This window comes from Streptomyces sp. MBT53 (assembly GCF_016654115.1).
Lineage (GTDB): Bacteria > Actinomycetota > Actinomycetes > Streptomycetales > Streptomycetaceae > Streptomyces.
This window is the reverse complement of the sequence record NZ_JAEQAZ010000077.1, coordinates 22,747-37,585: the sequence shown is the minus strand read 5'-3', so window position 1 is coordinate 37,585 and position 14,839 is coordinate 22,747. Positions and strand designations below refer to the sequence as shown.

14 protein-coding genes are annotated in these 14,839 nt (G+C 71.0%); 6 read left to right on the top strand and 8 right to left on the bottom strand.

Features of this window, described 5'->3' with window-relative positions:
* Positions 1-1,531: hypothetical protein (locus tag JHN45_RS26355; RefSeq protein ID WP_201050894.1), on the bottom strand; the 1,531-nt coding region annotated here is incomplete at its 3' end.
* 248 nt (positions 1,532-1,779) lie between these two features.
* Between JHN45_RS26355 and JHN45_RS26350 the strand changes: the two genes are divergently transcribed.
* Entirely contained in the window at positions 1,780-2,073 is a 294-nt protein-coding gene (locus JHN45_RS26350) for a hypothetical protein (RefSeq protein WP_201050896.1), read from the top strand.
* A 44-nt stretch (positions 2,074-2,117) separates the two neighbouring features.
* Here JHN45_RS26350 and JHN45_RS26345 read toward each other — a convergent pair whose 3' ends face one another.
* Positions 2,118-3,437, bottom strand: coding sequence for a DEAD/DEAH box helicase (locus tag JHN45_RS26345; protein ID WP_201050893.1), 1,320 nt, complete (start codon positions 3,435-3,437; stop codon positions 2,118-2,120).
* 278 nt (positions 3,438-3,715) lie between these two features.
* Between JHN45_RS26345 and JHN45_RS26340 the strand changes: the two genes are divergently transcribed.
* Positions 3,716-4,210 carry a peptidylprolyl isomerase gene (locus JHN45_RS26340; protein WP_201050892.1) on the top strand — a complete coding sequence of 165 codons (495 nt, stop codon included), beginning with the start codon at positions 3,716-3,718 and terminating at the stop codon, positions 4,208-4,210.
* A gap of 108 nt (positions 4,211-4,318) precedes the next feature.
* Here the strand turns inward: JHN45_RS26340 and JHN45_RS26335 are convergent, their stop codons facing one another.
* Both JHN45_RS26335 and JHN45_RS26330 read right to left on the bottom strand, forming a co-directional pair.
* On the bottom strand, positions 4,319-5,641 hold the full coding sequence (locus JHN45_RS26335) for an amidohydrolase family protein (protein ID WP_201050891.1): 1,323 nt from the start codon (positions 5,639-5,641) through the stop codon (positions 4,319-4,321).
* A 94-nt stretch (positions 5,642-5,735) separates the two neighbouring features.
* Positions 5,736-6,908 carry a PLP-dependent aspartate aminotransferase family protein gene (locus JHN45_RS26330; protein WP_201050890.1) on the bottom strand — a complete coding sequence of 391 codons (1,173 nt, stop codon included), beginning with the start codon at positions 6,906-6,908 and terminating at the stop codon, positions 5,736-5,738.
* 158 nt (positions 6,909-7,066) lie between these two features.
* Here JHN45_RS26330 and JHN45_RS26325 point away from each other — a divergent pair, with 158 nt between their 5' ends.
* Positions 7,067-7,510 carry an Lrp/AsnC family transcriptional regulator gene (locus JHN45_RS26325; protein ID WP_201050889.1) on the top strand — a complete coding sequence of 148 codons (444 nt, stop codon included), beginning with the start codon at positions 7,067-7,069 and terminating at the stop codon, positions 7,508-7,510.
* Between the two features lie 9 nt (positions 7,511-7,519).
* Here JHN45_RS26325 and JHN45_RS26320 read toward each other — a convergent pair whose 3' ends face one another.
* The gene (locus tag JHN45_RS26320; RefSeq protein ID WP_201050888.1) at positions 7,520-8,368 is read right to left on the bottom strand and encodes a PhzF family phenazine biosynthesis protein; all 849 of its coding nucleotides are present in this window, start codon (positions 8,366-8,368) and stop codon (positions 7,520-7,522) included.
* 134 nt (positions 8,369-8,502) lie between these two features.
* Between JHN45_RS26320 and JHN45_RS26315 the strand changes: the two genes are divergently transcribed.
* Entirely contained in the window at positions 8,503-9,504 is a 1,002-nt protein-coding gene (locus JHN45_RS26315; protein ID WP_201050887.1) for an Lrp/AsnC ligand binding domain-containing protein, read from the top strand.
* A 147-nt stretch (positions 9,505-9,651) separates the two neighbouring features.
* Positions 9,652-11,670 (top strand): NB-ARC domain-containing protein, encoded by a 2,019-nt coding sequence (locus tag JHN45_RS26310; protein ID WP_307783202.1) that lies wholly within the window; start codon positions 9,652-9,654, stop codon positions 11,668-11,670.
* Positions 11,671-11,820: 150 nt separating this feature from the next.
* On the opposite strand, the gene JHN45_RS26305 is transcribed toward JHN45_RS26310, so the two are convergent.
* Positions 11,821-12,060 (bottom strand): hypothetical protein, encoded by a 240-nt coding sequence (locus tag JHN45_RS26305; RefSeq protein WP_201050885.1) that lies wholly within the window; start codon positions 12,058-12,060, stop codon positions 11,821-11,823.
* Between JHN45_RS26305 and JHN45_RS26300 the strand changes: the two genes are divergently transcribed.
* Positions 12,041-12,811, top strand: a complete 771-nt coding sequence (locus JHN45_RS26300; RefSeq protein ID WP_201050884.1) for a transglutaminase domain-containing protein — start codon at positions 12,041-12,043, stop codon at positions 12,809-12,811. The genes JHN45_RS26305 and JHN45_RS26300 overlap by 20 nt on opposite strands.
* Before the next feature lie 14 nt (positions 12,812-12,825).
* Here JHN45_RS26300 and JHN45_RS26295 read toward each other — a convergent pair whose 3' ends face one another.
* Both JHN45_RS26295 and rutA read right to left on the bottom strand, forming a co-directional pair.
* Entirely contained in the window at positions 12,826-13,461 is a 636-nt protein-coding gene (locus tag JHN45_RS26295) for an isochorismatase family protein (RefSeq protein ID WP_201050883.1), read from the bottom strand.
* 85 nt (positions 13,462-13,546) lie between these two features.
* Entirely contained in the window at positions 13,547-14,620 is a 1,074-nt protein-coding gene (gene rutA, locus JHN45_RS26290; protein WP_201050882.1) for a pyrimidine utilization protein A, read from the bottom strand.
* Between the last annotated feature and the right edge of the window lie 219 nt (positions 14,621-14,839).

Sequence of the window (14,839 nt, the reverse complement as noted above, 5' to 3'; positions counted from 1 at the left end):
CGCAAGCCTGGTGGGCCCAGGCCGTCAGGGCCTGGGGGCCGGTGGCCTCGCGGGGCTGGCGGGCGGGCGGTGTGCCGTGGCCGGGCAGGGGGGTGTAGGTGAGGTGGACCGGGGACAGGTCGCCGAGGGGGGCGAGGAGGAACGCGTGGTGTTCGGCGATGCGTGGCGAGGAACGGAGTTGCAGGACCGGCCGGCTGTCGCAGTGCGCTGTCGCGGGCAGGGTCGGGATCGCAATCGGGTCCGTGACGCCGTCCTTCGAGACGTGCAGCGCGTGGGCGAGGACATCGGGGCGCAGCAGGTCGCGGATCCCTGCCTCGGCCACCCAGGGGGCCAACAGGTAGCGGGCGGTGCCGCCCGCCGGGGTGAGGGTGACGGCCGCCGCCGTGGTGACGTCCGCGTCGTCTACGCGGGCGATGCTCAACTCCGCGTCCCGCGCCCCGGAACGGGGCTCGCTGTAGCGGGCGAGGCGCTGTCCGTCGTAGAAGAGCACCACCTCGCGGTCGCCGACGTCGCCCGCGTACAGCAGTTGTGGTGCGGTCGCCGGTGGGGTCGCGGTGGTGGCGGGGGCGAGGTGGCGGCGGGTGCGGGCCTGTGGGTGTGTCCATGCGTTCAGGGCGCGGTCCAGGAGGTTCTGGTCGTGGACGCGGGGGCCTCGGGTCGGCCAGGCGGTGAAGTCGACCCGGGAGGTGTTGTCCCACAGCCCGGCGGACGTACGCACCAGGTCCGCCGGACGCGGCATGCCGTGTGCCGCCGGTGTCCCGGGGTCCGAGCGGTGTGCCGTGCCGTCATCCGCGACGGCCAGGGTCACCACCGTCACCAGTCCGATCGCGGCGGCCCCGAGGAGCAGGCGGGTCCGCCGGGTGCGGCGCAGCAGGTCGGTGGGGCCGGCCTGGAGGGCGCAGGCGTCGAACTCCTGGGAGGCGAGCAGCGCGGCGGGCGATCTGCGCGAGCTCTCCTCCAGGAGGCCCGCGGTGCGCAGGGCGGCGTCCGGGTCAGGTGCGTCCGCCGACTCCAGCAGGTCGCGTACGGCGTCGAGGGGCAGGCCGTGGACGGTACGCAGCAGGAAGGCGGCGCGGGCAGCGGGCGGGGCCGCTGACAGCCGTTGCGCCAGGGCGAGTTCGTCCGCCCCGCCCGAACGCGGGAAGAGCCGCAACCCCAGGACCAGCGGCAGCCGGGGCCGTAGAGCACCCGGCGGGACGAACCGCGCGGGCCACATGCGCGGGCGCCGCCCATGAGCCAGCGCGGCGCGCAGCACCTCGGCCAGGAGACGGCGCTCGACGGAGTCCCCGGCGCGGGACTCCCCGCGCGGCGAGGGGACGGCGGGCCCGGTGCGTGTCGTGCCGGCGTGGCGCAGCGCCCGCTGGACGAGGGCGTGTGCCACCAGTACCCGTCGGTGTCGGCCGAGCGAGGCCGGCAGGACGAGGTGCGCCAGACGGACCAGATCGCCGTACTGCTCGACGAGGACGGACTCGGCCTCCCGGACCCGAGACCTGACACCCCCGGCATGGGGGCGGAGCGAACGAAGTTTCATGGAACGGAACGCTTTCCGGGACGGGAGCGGACGGGGCGCGGTGCCGTTGCGTCAAACGAGTGAATCCCGGACAGGTCACCGTTCCCCGCCACCGAAGGAGATCTCCGCACGGACATGCGGACTCCTGCCTACCGGGCGCGAGGAGTGAACCGCGGCCGTGCCGCACCTCCGTACGCTCTTCGCCCGGTCCCCGTCGGGCAGGACGATGGCCGGACGCACACGACACGAGCGAGGAGCGGACATTGGCTGTGGTGATGTTCATGCGCTGGACGGGTGTCACCCCCGAGCAGTACGACACCGTGCGGGACACCGTGGGCTGGGAGGAGGTGGCCCCCGCGGGCTCACAGGTGCACGTGGCCTGGTTCGACGACGAGGCACTCAATGTGACCGACGTCTGGGACTCCGAGGAGGCCTTCCAGACGTTCTTCGCCGAACGACTCGCTCCCGCCGTCGAGAAGGCCGGTATCAGCGGTCAGCCCGAAAGTGAGTTCCGGCCACTGCATCGCCGGTTCGTCCCGCCCGGAGTCGTCGGCGGCGCGTGAACCCGGTGCCGGGCCTCACGGACTCGGCACGATCGTCCGTGGGGTCAGCGGCCCTTGCGTACCCGGGCCGCCGCGCGGGCTTCCGCGGTCTTGCGGGCCTCGGCCGCCTTGCGGGACTCCTTGGCCGGGCGGCCCGGACGGGTGCCCATGCCGCGGAAGGGGGCGTTGCCGGTGGGCTTCGTCCCCGCCGGGGGGCGTTTGGCTCCGGTGATGGCCGTCAGTTTCTCCTCGCCGGAGCGCACCTGTGTGACGGTCGGCCGGATGCCGGCCTCGGTCATCATGCGGTTCACATCGCGCCGCTGGCCGGCCGTCACCAGGGTGACCACCTTCCCGGACTCCCCGGCGCGCGCGGTACGACCGCCTCGGTGCAGGTAGTCCTTGGCGTCGGCGGGCGGGTCGACGTTGACGACGAGGTCGAGCGCGTCGATGTGGATGCCGCGGGCGGCGACGTTGGTGGCCACCAGCACGGTGACCTCGCCGTTCTTGAACTGGGCGAGCGTGTGCGTGCGTTGCGGCTGTGACTTGCCGCTGTGCAGGGCCGCCGCCCGTACCCCTCCGGCCCGGAGGTGACGGGTGAACTGGTCCACGCCCGCCTTGGTGTCCAGGAACATCAGCACGCGGCCGTCCCGGGCGGCGATCTCGGTCGCCGTGGCGTACTTGTCGGCGCCGTGGATGTTCAGCACGTGGTGTTCCATCGCCGGAACCGAGCCCGCCACCTGGTCGACCGATGCGAGAACGGGGTCGTGGAGGTGGTCCTGGACCAACCGGTCGACGTCGCGGTCGAGCGTGGCCGAGAACAGCAGCCGCTGCCCGTCGGAGGGGATCTGGTCCAGGAGGTCCGAGACCTGCGGCAGGAAGCCCAGGTCGCACATCTGGTCCGCCTCGTCCAGCACCGTGATCCGTACCTGGTTCAGCTGGCAGTCGCGGCGCGACACCAGGTCCGTCAGCCGCCCCGGAGTCGCGATGACCACCTCGACTCCGGTCCGCAGCAGCGCCTGCTGCCGGTTGATCGACAGACCGCCGACCACCGTCGCCAGCCGTACGCCCATTGTCCGCGCGTAGGGGGCGAGCGCGTCGCTCACCTGCTGGGCGAGTTCCCGGGTCGGCACCAGGACCAGCGCGAGCGGCCGCTTCGGCTCCGCGCGCAGGCCCGCGATCCTTACGAGCAGCGGGAGCCCGAAGGCGAGCGTCTTGCCGGAGCCGGTCCGTGCCCGGCCCAGCACATCGTGGCCGGCCAGCGCGTCGGGCAGGGTCGCCGCCTGGATCGGGAAGGGCTCGGTCACCCCGAGGTCCGTCATCGTCGCGACCAACTCGGGTGGCAGTCCGAGCGTGGCGAAGGAGGCGGTCGGCGGCGACGCGTTCATGGGAACCTTCCTCGGTCTGTTGCCCGCAACGCGCCGGGGCCCGCACCCCTTGGTACGGGCCCCGGCGATCTCGAAGCGTTGTCCCACTTTATCAGCGGCCACCCACGGCACCCGCCGGTCCGCCTGCCCCGCACAGTGCGCGCTGCGGGTACCGACAGTGAGGACATCGGGTCTGTGGATAGAGTTCTGCTATCAGGGCTATCTGAGGTAACGGTCCGGCGTTCGGCACATGGCCGCGCCGGGCAGTGTGCATCACACCGAAAGTGACAGAATTTATTATGAGCAACGTCTACTTCGACATCACCATCGACGGCGCCCCCGCGGGCCGCATCGTCTTCAACCTCTTCGACGAGGTCGTCCCGAAGACCGCCCGCAACTTCCGCGAGCTGGCCACCGGGCAGAACGGGTTCGGCTACGCGGGCTCCGGCTTCCACCGCGTCATCCCGCAGTTCATGCTGCAGGGCGGTGACTTCACCAACCACAACGGCACCGGTGGCAAGAGCATCTACGGCGAGAAGTTCGCGGACGAGAACTTCGACCTGAAGCACGACCGCCCCTACCTGCTGTCGATGGCGAACGCCGGCCGCAACACCAACGGCTCGCAGTTCTTCATCACGACCGTCGTCACCTCGTGGCTCGACGGCAAGCACGTCGTCTTCGGCGAGGCCGTCGAGGGCCAGGAGATCATCGACAAGATCGAGTCCCTGGGCTCGCAGTCGGGCTCCACCAAGGCGAAGATCGAGATCGCCGCTTCCGGCGTCGTCGAGGGCTGAGCCGGACTCGGTAACCACGCGACCGGGCCCCGGGGACGATGTCCGTCCCCGGGGCCCGCGCTGTCTCCGCGCTTGGAGGGCGTCGTACGACATGCCCCCCGAACGCTCCTACTGCGCTTCCGGGCGCGGGCGCCAGGTGCCGTCGAGCGGGATGCCGGCGGCCTCGGCGATCCGGTTGCGGGAGGCGAGGAGGCGGGACCGCAGGGCGGGCAGGTCGACTCCCACGAGGACCCCGTCGCGCTTCACCACGCGGCCCGCGACGAGGACTGTGTCCACGAGACCGGGGTGACCGGCGCTGACGATCGTGGCGGCCGGGTCGGTGACCGGGAAGACGGTCAGGTCGTCGGTGCGGAGCAGGATGATGTCGGCGTCCTTGCCGGGCGTGATGCTGCCGACCCGGGCGTCGAGTCCGCAGGACCGGGCGGCGTCGACGGTGGTGAACTCCAGCAGGTCGCGCGAGCGCAGGCCGCCGTCCAGGCCGCGCTGTACGGCGAAGGCGGTGCGGAGCGTGGAGAACATGTCGCCGCCGACGGACGGGACGTCGTCGACGGACAGCGTCGGTCGCAGGCCCGCCGCCAGTACCCGGCCGGTCATCGGCCAGCCGAAGCCCATCTTCAGCTCGACGTCCGGGCTGATCGACACCGAACTGCCCGCGTCGGCGAGCATGCGCAGCTCTTCGTCGCCGAGGCCGTTGGCGTGGACGAAGGTGGTGGTGTCCCGCAGCAGGCCGTGCTCGTGCAGATCGGCGACCGGTCGCCGTGTTCCGTCGCCGCCGCTCGCACCGTCGCCGTCGACGTGCAGGCTGGTGCGCAGGCCGAGTTCGGCCGCGAGTTTCAGTTCACGGGCGACGGTGTCCATGCCGGTGTCCTCGGCTCCGCGCAGCCCCAGCGCCATGGTGACCAGGCCGTCCCCGTCCAGGTCGGCGCGGACGCGGCGGACGTCGGCGTCGACGGAGTCGGCGGTGCCCCAGCCGGCGCCGAGGCAGAAGACCGAGCGGCCCGGCGCGTCCCGCAGCGCGGCGACGGCGGCGTCCTCGTGCGCGTGGCTCTGCGCGACGTGGTACCAGTCCAGCATCGTGGTCACCCCGGAGTGCAGGGCCTCCAGGCGGCCGAGCAGGGTGCCGGCGTAGACGTCCTCGGGCCGGTAGTGGGGCTTGACCGTGCCGTGCATGGCCACCGCCCACTCGGGGAACGTCCAGTCCGCGCCGACGCCCCGGAACGCGGTCTGCCAGGAGTGGCGGTGGTTGTCGACGAAGCCGGGCATGACGATCCGGTCGGTCGCGTCGATCACCTCGGCGTCCGGCGCGTCGATGCGCTCGGCCACCTGGACGATCACACCGTCGTCGATCAGCACGTCACCGCGCGGGAGGTCGCCGACGGCCGGGTCCATGCTGACCACGGTGCCGCCGGCGAGCAGGGTCTTGGTCTTCATCGGGGGATCTCCTTCACGGACGCTTGCTGGTTGTTCATGTGGGGGTTGTTCAAGTGGGGCCGGCTCAGGTGGGGATCGTTGGGGTGCGGGCTGCTCAATCGGCGAGCACCGCGTCGGCCGCGGCGAGCGCGTCGGCGACCAGGTCGGCCGTGTCCTCCGTGCCCGTGGCGAGCCGGACCAGGCCGAGCGGAACCGACTCCGTTATCTGCTCCTCGCTGAGCATTCCGCGCCACATGGACGCCGGGTGCACGGCCAGCGACTCGACGCCGCCGAGGCTCGCGGCCCGGCGGGGGTAGCGCAGGTGGCCAAGGAAGGCGTCGGCCATCTCGAAGCCGCCGGTGAACTCGATGCCGAGCACTCCGCCGAATCCGCTCATCTGGTCGGCTGCGAGCTTGTGTTGGGGGTGGGTCGCCAGACCGGGGTAGTGCACCTTCGCCACCGCCGGATGCACGGCCAGGGCCTCCGCGAGCGCCAGGCCGTTGGCGTTGTGCCGGGGCATCCGCAGCGGCAGGGTACGGATGCCGCGCAGCAGGAGCCACGCGTCGATCGGGCCGAGCGTGGCGCCGGTGAGCAGGCCTACGTCCCAGACGCGGTCCAGGATCTCCGCCGCCCCGGCGAGCACTCCGGCGGAGACGTCCGAGTGGCCGTTGAGGTACTTGGTCGCGCTGTGCCAGATCAAGTCGATGCCGTAGTCGGTCGGGCGCTGGTTGAGCGGGGTGGCGAAGGTGTTGTCGGCGACGGTCAGTACGTCGTGTGCGCGGGCCAGGTCCGCCACGGCGCGCAGGTCAGTGATCTGCAGCAGCGGGTTGCTCGGGGTCTCCACCAGGATCAGGCGGGACTCCGGGGTCAGTGCCCGCGCGAACGCCTCGGGGTCGGTCTGGTCCACCAGGGTGGTCGAGACGCCGAGGCGCGGCAGCAGGTTCAGCAGTACCGACGCCGTACCGCCGTAGGTGGACTTCTGCCCGACGACGTGGTCGCCGGCGGACACCAGGGCCAGGACGGCGGTGGTGAGCGCGGCCATGCCGGACGCGGTGACCATGGCCGCCTCGGTGTGCTCCAGTGCGGCGACGACGGTCGCGACCTGGGCGTGGTTCGGGTTGCCGAAGCGGGTGTAGAAGTCCGTGCCGCGTGGGGCGACGGCGCCCTGTGCGAACGTCTCCGCGTCCTCGGCCGAGAACGCCGCCGTCTGGTAGATGGGCGGTGCCACGGCACGGCTGGGGTGGACCTCGCGATCGGCGTGAACGGTGATGGTGCTGCTGCCCGGCATGGCTGCCCTCCGTGGACCGTCGGTGTGCCTCCAACTCCAAGAAGCGTGGCCGACCGGAGCTCCGATGGATCCGGATCTCGGCAACTTTGGCAGCAAATTGCGCGCAGCAAGGGCGCAGGATTGTGCTAGGCAAACTCCAGGAGCAATAATCTGCCAGCATGGATGAGGTGGACCGGTCGATCCTGGCCGTACTCGAACAGCACGGCCGGATCAGCAACAACGAGCTCGCGGCCCGGGTCGGGCTGTCGCCGTCCCCCTGTCTGCGGCGGGTGCGTCAGCTGGAGGAGGCCGGGGTGATCCGCGGCTACCGTGCGCTGATCGATCCCGCCGCGGTCGGGCGCGGTCTGCGGGTGTTCGCGGGGGTGCGGCTGATGCGGCACACCCGCGCGGACGTGGTCGCGTTCGAGAGCACGGTGACCCGGCTGTCCGAGGTGGTCCACGCCCACCACATCACCGGCAACTTCGACTATCTGCTCCAGGTCGAGGTGGCCGACCTGCCGGCCTACGAGGACTTCCACGCCAACCAGTTGGCGAGCCTGCCCGGTGTGGCCACCGTGACGAGCTACGTCAGCATGAAGACGCTCTCGGCCGACAGCGCGTGAGGATCACGGTCAGAGGGTGACGGTGCCGCGGATGCGGATCGTGGCGGCGCCGCTGACCCACACCGTGCCGTCCGGGTCGGCCGTGATCTCGATGCTCGCCGCCCGTCCCACTCGGGTGCCCTGGGAGACGCGGTAGGAGGAGGGCGCGGCGCCGGTGGAGGTGAGCCACTGGCCGACGCCGGCGTTCATGCTGCCGCAGGCCGGGTCCTCGGGCACGTCGACGGCGGGGGCGAAGGTGCGCATCTCGTAGCGGTACGGATGCCCTTCGGGGTGGGCGCCGATCGCGCCGACCATCGCGCCCGGGATGAGGGAGAGGTCGGGTTCGAGGGCCAGGACCTCCTCGGCCGTGGGGAGTTGGAGCACGGCCCAGCCCGGACCGTTGTCGACCCACTGGTGGGCCACGACCCGGTCCCGCGCGATGCCGAACGCGGCCGTGATCCGCTCCAGGTACTCGTCGTCGAGCGCGCCCTCGCGCACCCGGGGTGGAGCGGCGAAGGACAGGGTGTCCTCGCCGCGGCGCACGGTCACCAGGCCCGCGGCGCACTCCTGCACGATGCGGTCGGCGTCGCGCGGTGTGCCGCCGCCGTCCAGCCAGGCGCGCGCGGAGCCGAGGGTGGGGTGGCCGGCGAACGGCAGCTCTCCCCCGGGCGTGAAGATCCGCAGCCGGTAGTCCGCCTCCGGGGCGGTGGGGGGCAGTACGAACGTGGTCTCGGAGAGGTTCGTCCAGCGCGCGAGGCGCTGCATCTCGTCGTCGGTGAGGTCCGTCCCGTCCAGGACGACCGCGACCGGGTTGCCGGAGTAGGGGCTGGTGCAGAACACGTCGACCTGCACGAACGAGCGGGTGCGCGGCATGGTCATCAAGGGCCTTTCGAGCGGCTGCGGCGGCGGTTTCTGCGCCATCTCAGCGGGCGAGTACGCGAGGAGGACAGGGCCGGCCGCAACAAAGTGGATTGATTCGTACCCTGGGCCAGAAGGAGAGGTTGGAACGACGAGTGAAAGACAGCAGATCCAGGAATCCGGCGAAGGCAGGCCAACCGCTGAACGAGACGGACAGCCGGATCGCCGCCGCGCTGCTCGCCTCCCCGCGGGCATCCTGGCGCACGGTCGGGCGTGTCCTCGGCATCTCGGAGCGCACCGTGGTGCGTCGCGCGGCACCGCTGTTCCACGACCGGACGCTGCGCGCCACCGCCGTACGCAACCCCCTGTGGTTTCCCGATCTGATTCCGCTGGCCCTGCGCATCAAGTGCCGGCCCAACCAGATCAGCGCCATCGCCGCCACCCTGGCCCGCCGCTCCGACACCGTCTGGGTGGACGTCCTCGGCGGGGGTGACGAGATCTGCACCATCCTGTTCCTGGACGGGCCGGACGCGCGCAACTCGCTGCTGCTGCGCGACCTTCCCGCCACTCCCGCCGTCCAGTCGTGGACCTCGCACATCCTGCTGCGGGTCTTCCCTGCGGCCTTCGACTGGAGCGGCGGCCTGCTGACGGAGGGCGAGTTGGCCAGCCTGAGGTCGGAACCCTCCGTCCCGGCCGTCCGCCAGGGTCTCCAGCCCGTCGACCACGCCGTGGTCACGGCACTGGTCGAGGACGGGCGGGCCTCCTACGCCGATCTCGCCCACCGCGCCGACACCACCCCGCTGACCGCCCGGCGCCGGCTGGAGGCGCTGGTCGACAACCAGGTGCTCAGGCTCGCGACCGAGGTCGACCTGGCCCGGCTGGGCATCCGTACCGAGGCGCTGCTGTGGATCACCGTCGCACCCGGCGGTCTGGAGGAGACGGGCCGCCGGCTCAGCCGCCATCCGCAGGTCCGCTTCGCCTCCGCCATCACCGGCGCCACGAACCTCCTCGTGGCGGTCGCCGCCACCGATCTCGACGCGCTCTACCGCTTCGTGAGCGACACCATCGGCGCCCTCCCCCGCATCTCCACCCTGGAGGTCACGCCCCTGCTGAGCGGGGTCAAGCGCACCGGTCTGGTCCGCCCCGGGAGCCTGTGAACCGACGGCGTCACGGCGGACCGACCACGAGACACGGAACGACCGATTGGTTACCAGGCCAGATCACCTGTGACCGTTTCCCGCGAGAGGGTTTAGTGCCGTGCTCAGGCCGTGCAGGATGGGACCGTGGTAGGCAACCTCCCCGTCGTGACGACCAGCTTCGTCGGCCGCGCAAGCGAACTCGACGCAGTCAGAACGGCGTTGACGCAGCATCGGTCGGTCACTCTCACCGGTGGCGGAGGTGTGGGCAAGAGCCGGCTGGCGCTGCGCGTCGCGGAGCAGGTCCGGGACCGGTACGCCGACGGGGTCTGGTGGGTCGACCTGTCGAACCTCTACGACGACCGGCTGTTCACCGCCACGGTCTGCGACGCCGTCGATCTCCTGGACCACAATCCGCGCGCCCCCGTCGAGGCGCTGTGCGAGTGGCTGTCCGGCCGGCAGGTGCTGCTCGTCTTCGACTGCTGCGAGCGCGTACTGCCCGCCTGTCTCCTCCTGGTGAGCGAACTCCTCGCCTCCGCACCGGGGTTGACGGTCATGGCCACCAGCAGGCAGCCCATCGGTGTCCGGGATGAGCAGCTCGTCGAGGTGGCTCCGCTGTCGATGGACGACGGCGGTGCGAGCGATGCCGTACGCCTGTTCCGCGACCGCTGTGCCACGGCCGCCCCGGACGTGTCCCTCGACTCCCCCGCCTCCGCCGAGACCGTCGCCGCCATCTGCCACCGCCTGGAGGGGATCCCGCTCGCCGTCGAACTGGCCTGCGCGCGGCTGCGGGAGAACAGCCTCGGCGAGATCGCCGAGCGCCTCGCCTCACGCCTCGACACGCTCGTCGACGAGACGGTGTGGCCCCGGCGCCACCGGGCGCTGCGCACGGCGATCGGCTGGAGCCACGAACTGTGTTCCCCGCTGGAACGCCTGCTCTGGGCCAGGCTCTCCGTCTTCCGCGGCCCCTTCGACGCCGCGGACGCGCAGTCCGTCTGCGCCGGCGGCCCGCTGGACGCCGACGCCGTCCCCCGGCTCCTCGACCGGCTGGCCGACCAGTCCGTGCTGCAACGAGTGGGCGTCCGCTACCGCATGCTGGACACGCTCTGCGAGTACGGCGCCATGTGGCTCGCGGAACTCGGTGAGGAGCAGACACTCGTCCACCTCCACGCCGCGCACTTCGCCACCGTGCTGGAAGAGGCCGAGGCCGGCTGGCTCAGCGAACAGCAGGTCGCCTGGTACGCGCGGATCTCGGCCAGCCACAGCGACGTACGCGCGGCACTCGACCACCTCATCGAGACGGACCCCGAGTCCGCCGTGGAGATGGCCGGCCGCACCGGCCTGTTCTGGCCCTGCTGCGGGCACCTCCACGAATCCCGCGACTACCTCGAACGCACCCTGGCCCTCGACACACCCAAGGGCCCTTCCCGTACCCGCGCCCTGTGGGCCCTGGGCATCACCCTCACCCTCCAGGGAGACCACCGCAGCGCCCTGCGCATCGGGGAGGAATGCACCGCCGCCGCACACCAGGACGACGACCCGCAGTCGGAACTCTTCGCCGCCCACACCGTAGGCCTCACCCACCTCATGGCGGGCCGCCCCCAGGACGCGTACGAAGTCTGCGACCACGCCCTGATCACCCACGGCCAGTCGCCGCCGTCGGGCGCCCCGCAGCTCTGCTGCATGGTGATCCGCACCTTCGCGCACTCCGCGCTGGGCCGGCTGGCCGAGGCCTACGAGGCGGCCGTCGCCCTGCGCCGCCTCAGCGTGCGGTACGGCGAGCACTGGGCTCGGTCGTACGCGTTCCACCAACTCGCTTTCATAGACCTCCTCCAGGGGCGCGCGCACGACGCCGAACTCCATGCCCGGGCCATGCTCACCAGCAAGCACAACCTCAACGACAACCTCGGCATCGCGCTCGCGCTCGATCTCCTCACCGGGGCGAACGCGGTCCAGGGCAACGGCATCGCGGCGGCGCGCACGTCCGGTACCGGGAACACCTTCTGGCGCATGCTCGGCCACCCGAACCACGGCACCCCCGAACTCTCCGCCGTCCGCGAGGAATGGGAGCACCAGGCCCGCAAGGCGGTAGGCGACGACGCCTACGACAGCGCCTTCCGCAACGCCCTGAACAACGACGCCGAACAGAGCCTCGCCCTCGTGATGCAGGGCCCGCTCGCGTCCTGACCGCAGAGCGGGATCGTCGTCCTGGAGACCCTTCGTGGGTGGATCTCGTCGCCGTCTCGAATAACGTTATCGCAGCCGTTTCCACGCCTACATACAGGTCTACGGCTTCAACGGCGCGCCCCTCACCGTCCGCGGCGACACCCAGCTCAGCTACTGGATCTTCCCGCAGTCCAATGCCACCACCCCCTGGGTGGACGCCGGTTCCGAGAACAGCACCTGCGTCGCCGTCGACCTGGTCTTCACCGACGGCAGCAACTGACGGAGCCGGACAACAAACCCGGTGTTGAACACGTTCAATTTCTCCGTCATGATGGTGACCGCTGAAGGACAGCCCTGATGGTCGGGGCTGTCCGACGAGAGGACCACGATCATGACCAGTTCGCTGCTCACACCGCGAAGGCGTTCCCGTGCCGGCACAACCGGCGGTGTGGCGGCGACGGGGAGCACGGCCCCGACGCGGATCCTCGACTGGCGGGATCCGCTCGTGGCTTCACTGCTCGACGGGCTCGACGTGACGGCGGACGCGGACACCGTCCGCCGGATCGAGACCCTGCGCCGGGCCCACCGCCGGATCACCGAAGCGGTACGGCCGGTGTACTCGGTGCAGGACGAGCGGCCGGTGTCCGAGGTGCTGCGCCGCGGCCGTGGATCGTGCAGCCAGCGGCTCGCCGTGCTCGAAGCCGTGGCGCGGGCCACCGGGACGGCCACCCGGGTGCGCGGTCTGCTGGTGGACGGGACGTTCTGGTATCCGCGCTTTCCCAGGTTGCGCCGGATCGTCCCGGACCGGGTGTTGCTGGCTTGGCCGGAATTCCGTCTTGACGACGCGCCGTCCGCCTCCTGGCTTGCGGTCTCCGAACTCTTCGGCAGCCTTGGGGAGTTGGGCGGCAGCGGCGAGGCCGGTTTCACCAACTCCGGCTCGGAGACGCTCTTCGAGGCGCTGTCCAGAACGGCGGTCGACTGGGACGGCACGACGACGCTCTGCCCGACGGCGGGCGCCGGGTGCGACCTCTCGGCCTACGTCGTGGCGGATCTGGGCCGCTTCGACTCGCGCGACGAACTCTTCGCGCGGCACGGTCAGACCCTGTGCCCGGTGGCGAGGGTGCTGGCCGAGCCCGTCATGGGGCGGCACCGCGCGGCGTAGCATCCGATGCCCGGTCAGCCGAACGGCTCCAGGTACTCCTGGACGCGTCCGATCGGCCAGACCTCGCCGATCTTGTGCGCGATGTCGAAGAGGTTCGCCGCGTGGATGTCGGGATCGCGGTCGCCGACCGCCTCCTCGACCACGATCGGGACGAATCCGTGCTGCATGGCGTCGAGGGCGGTGGCGCGGACGCAGCCGCTCGTCGAGAGTCCGCCGATGAGGACCGTGTCGACGCCGGCCGCGGTGAGGTGCTCGGCGAGCCCGGTGCCGAAGAAGGCGCTCGGGCACTGCTTCGTGATGGTCAGTTCGTCCGTCGCCGGTGCCAGTCCGTCGATGAACTCGCCGAAGGGGCTGCCTTCGACGAACACGCGCAGGCTCGGCACCTTGCGTAAGAAGACCCCGCCGTCACTGCCGTCCGCCCTCAGCAGCACCCGCGTGACGACGACCGGAATCCCGGCCCGGCGCGCGTCGGCCAGCAGGGTCCTCATCGCGTCGGCCGCCGCTTCGACGCCGGCGTAGAGCGGGCAGTCGGGGTCGACGTAGGCGCGGGCGGGGTCCACCAGGATCAGCGCCGGGGAGGTGCCGGGGCTGAGCCGCCCGTCGAGCCCGGCACGCTCGTAGTCCTCCTCCTGTCGGGAACGACGGGTCATGGCGGCGTCCTTCCTGTCCTGGTGGTCCGGAGCAGTCGGACAGTGGGGTGTCCGACCCTCCGGGGCCGCCTTCGTGCGAAAGGGGTCAGCGGGACTGTGCCCGGGACTTCATCAGCGGCTGGATGCGGGTACCGAAGTTCTCCAGGCCTTCGAGGAAGTCGTCGAAGACGAGCATGATGCCCTTGGTGCCCTCGACCTCGGCGACCTCGTCGAGGAGTTTCGCGACGGTCTCGTAGGACCCGACCAGTGTGCCCATGTTGAAGTTGACCGCGCCCTCGGGCAGCGCGATGGTCCGGGCGGTCGAGGTGCCGTCGGAGGTCGTGTCGGTGGCCGTCTCCCCCGCCATGTACGCCAGCGCCGCGTGGTCGGCGTTGTCGTGGTAGTCCTGCCACTTGGCGTGGGCGGCCTCGTCGGTCTCGTCGGCGATGACCATGAAGAGGGAGAGCGCGCCGACGTCACGGCCGGTCTCCTCGGCCGCCTCGACGAGCGTGGCCGTGGTGCCCGACAGCGCGAGGGGGGTGTTCACGCCGCTGCCCAGGATGAAGTTGTACTGGGCGTGCTCGGCGGCGAACCGGATCCCGGTGTTGCTCTGTCCGGCGGCGACGATGTCGATGTGGCCGTCCGCCGGGCGCGGGGACAGCACGCAGTCGTCCATCTCGTAGAACTCGCCCTTGAAGTTGCTGATGCCCTCGCTCCACAGCTCCTTCATCACGGTGACGTACTCGGCGGCGCGGGCGTAGCGGTTGCCGAAGTGTTCGTCGCCGGGCCACAGGTCCATCTGGGCGTACTCGCCGGGGGCCCAGCCGGTGACGATGTTGATGCCGAAGCGGCCGGGGGCGATGGAGTCGATGGTCGTGGCCATGCGCGCGACGATCGCCGGGGGCAGCACCAAGATGGGGGTGGAGGCGTACAGCTTGATCCGCTCCGTGACGGCGGCCAGGCCCGCCATCAGGGTGAACGACTCCAGGTTGTGGTCCCAGAACTCCGTCTCACCGCCGAATCCCTTGAGCTTGATCATCGACAGCGCGAAGTCGAGCCCGTGCTCCTCTGCCTTCTGCACGATGGCCTTGTTCAGCTCGAAGCTCGGTCGGTACTGGGGCGCGCTCTTCGATATGAGCCAGCCGTTGTTGCCGATGGGGATGAATACGCCGATGTCCATGCCGCTCCTCGTTGGCGGGTGGGCGGTGAGCCTGACGGGGTGACAACGCGCGGGCATGATCAAGGGTTTCCGGGACGACCACAAACGTAGTCGTCGGCCGTTACCGCTCCCCACCCCTTCCGTGAACTGCGCGATGTCTGCGGTCCCTGCTGTCGCACAGGGCGCGGGCGCCCCGGATGCCGAGTATTGTCACCCACGGGAACGTCGGCGGAACTCCGA

What these genes read in the sequence shown, in the direction of transcription:
- JHN45_RS26345 (WP_201050893.1), bottom strand. Translation starts at nt 3,437, where the DNA reads ATGAACGCGTCGCCGCCGACCGCCTCCTTCGCCACGCTCGGACTGCCA.
- JHN45_RS26340 (WP_201050892.1), top strand. Translation starts at nt 3,716, where the DNA reads ATGAGCAACGTCTACTTCGACATCACCATCGACGGCGCCCCCGCGGGC.
- JHN45_RS26335 (WP_201050891.1), bottom strand. Translation starts at nt 5,641, where the DNA reads ATGAAGACCAAGACCCTGCTCGCCGGCGGCACCGTGGTCAGCATGGAC.
- JHN45_RS26330 (WP_201050890.1), bottom strand. Translation starts at nt 6,908, where the DNA reads ATGCCGGGCAGCAGCACCATCACCGTTCACGCCGATCGCGAGGTCCAC.
- JHN45_RS26325 (WP_201050889.1), top strand. Translation starts at nt 7,067, where the DNA reads ATGGATGAGGTGGACCGGTCGATCCTGGCCGTACTCGAACAGCACGGC.
- JHN45_RS26320 (WP_201050888.1), bottom strand. Translation starts at nt 8,368, where the DNA reads ATGACCATGCCGCGCACCCGCTCGTTCGTGCAGGTCGACGTGTTCTGC.
- JHN45_RS26300 (WP_201050884.1), top strand. Translation starts at nt 12,041, where the DNA reads ATGACCAGTTCGCTGCTCACACCGCGAAGGCGTTCCCGTGCCGGCACA.
- JHN45_RS26295 (WP_201050883.1), bottom strand. Translation starts at nt 13,461, where the DNA reads ATGACCCGTCGTTCCCGACAGGAGGAGGACTACGAGCGTGCCGGGCTC.
- rutA (WP_201050882.1), bottom strand. Translation starts at nt 14,620, where the DNA reads ATGGACATCGGCGTATTCATCCCCATCGGCAACAACGGCTGGCTCATA.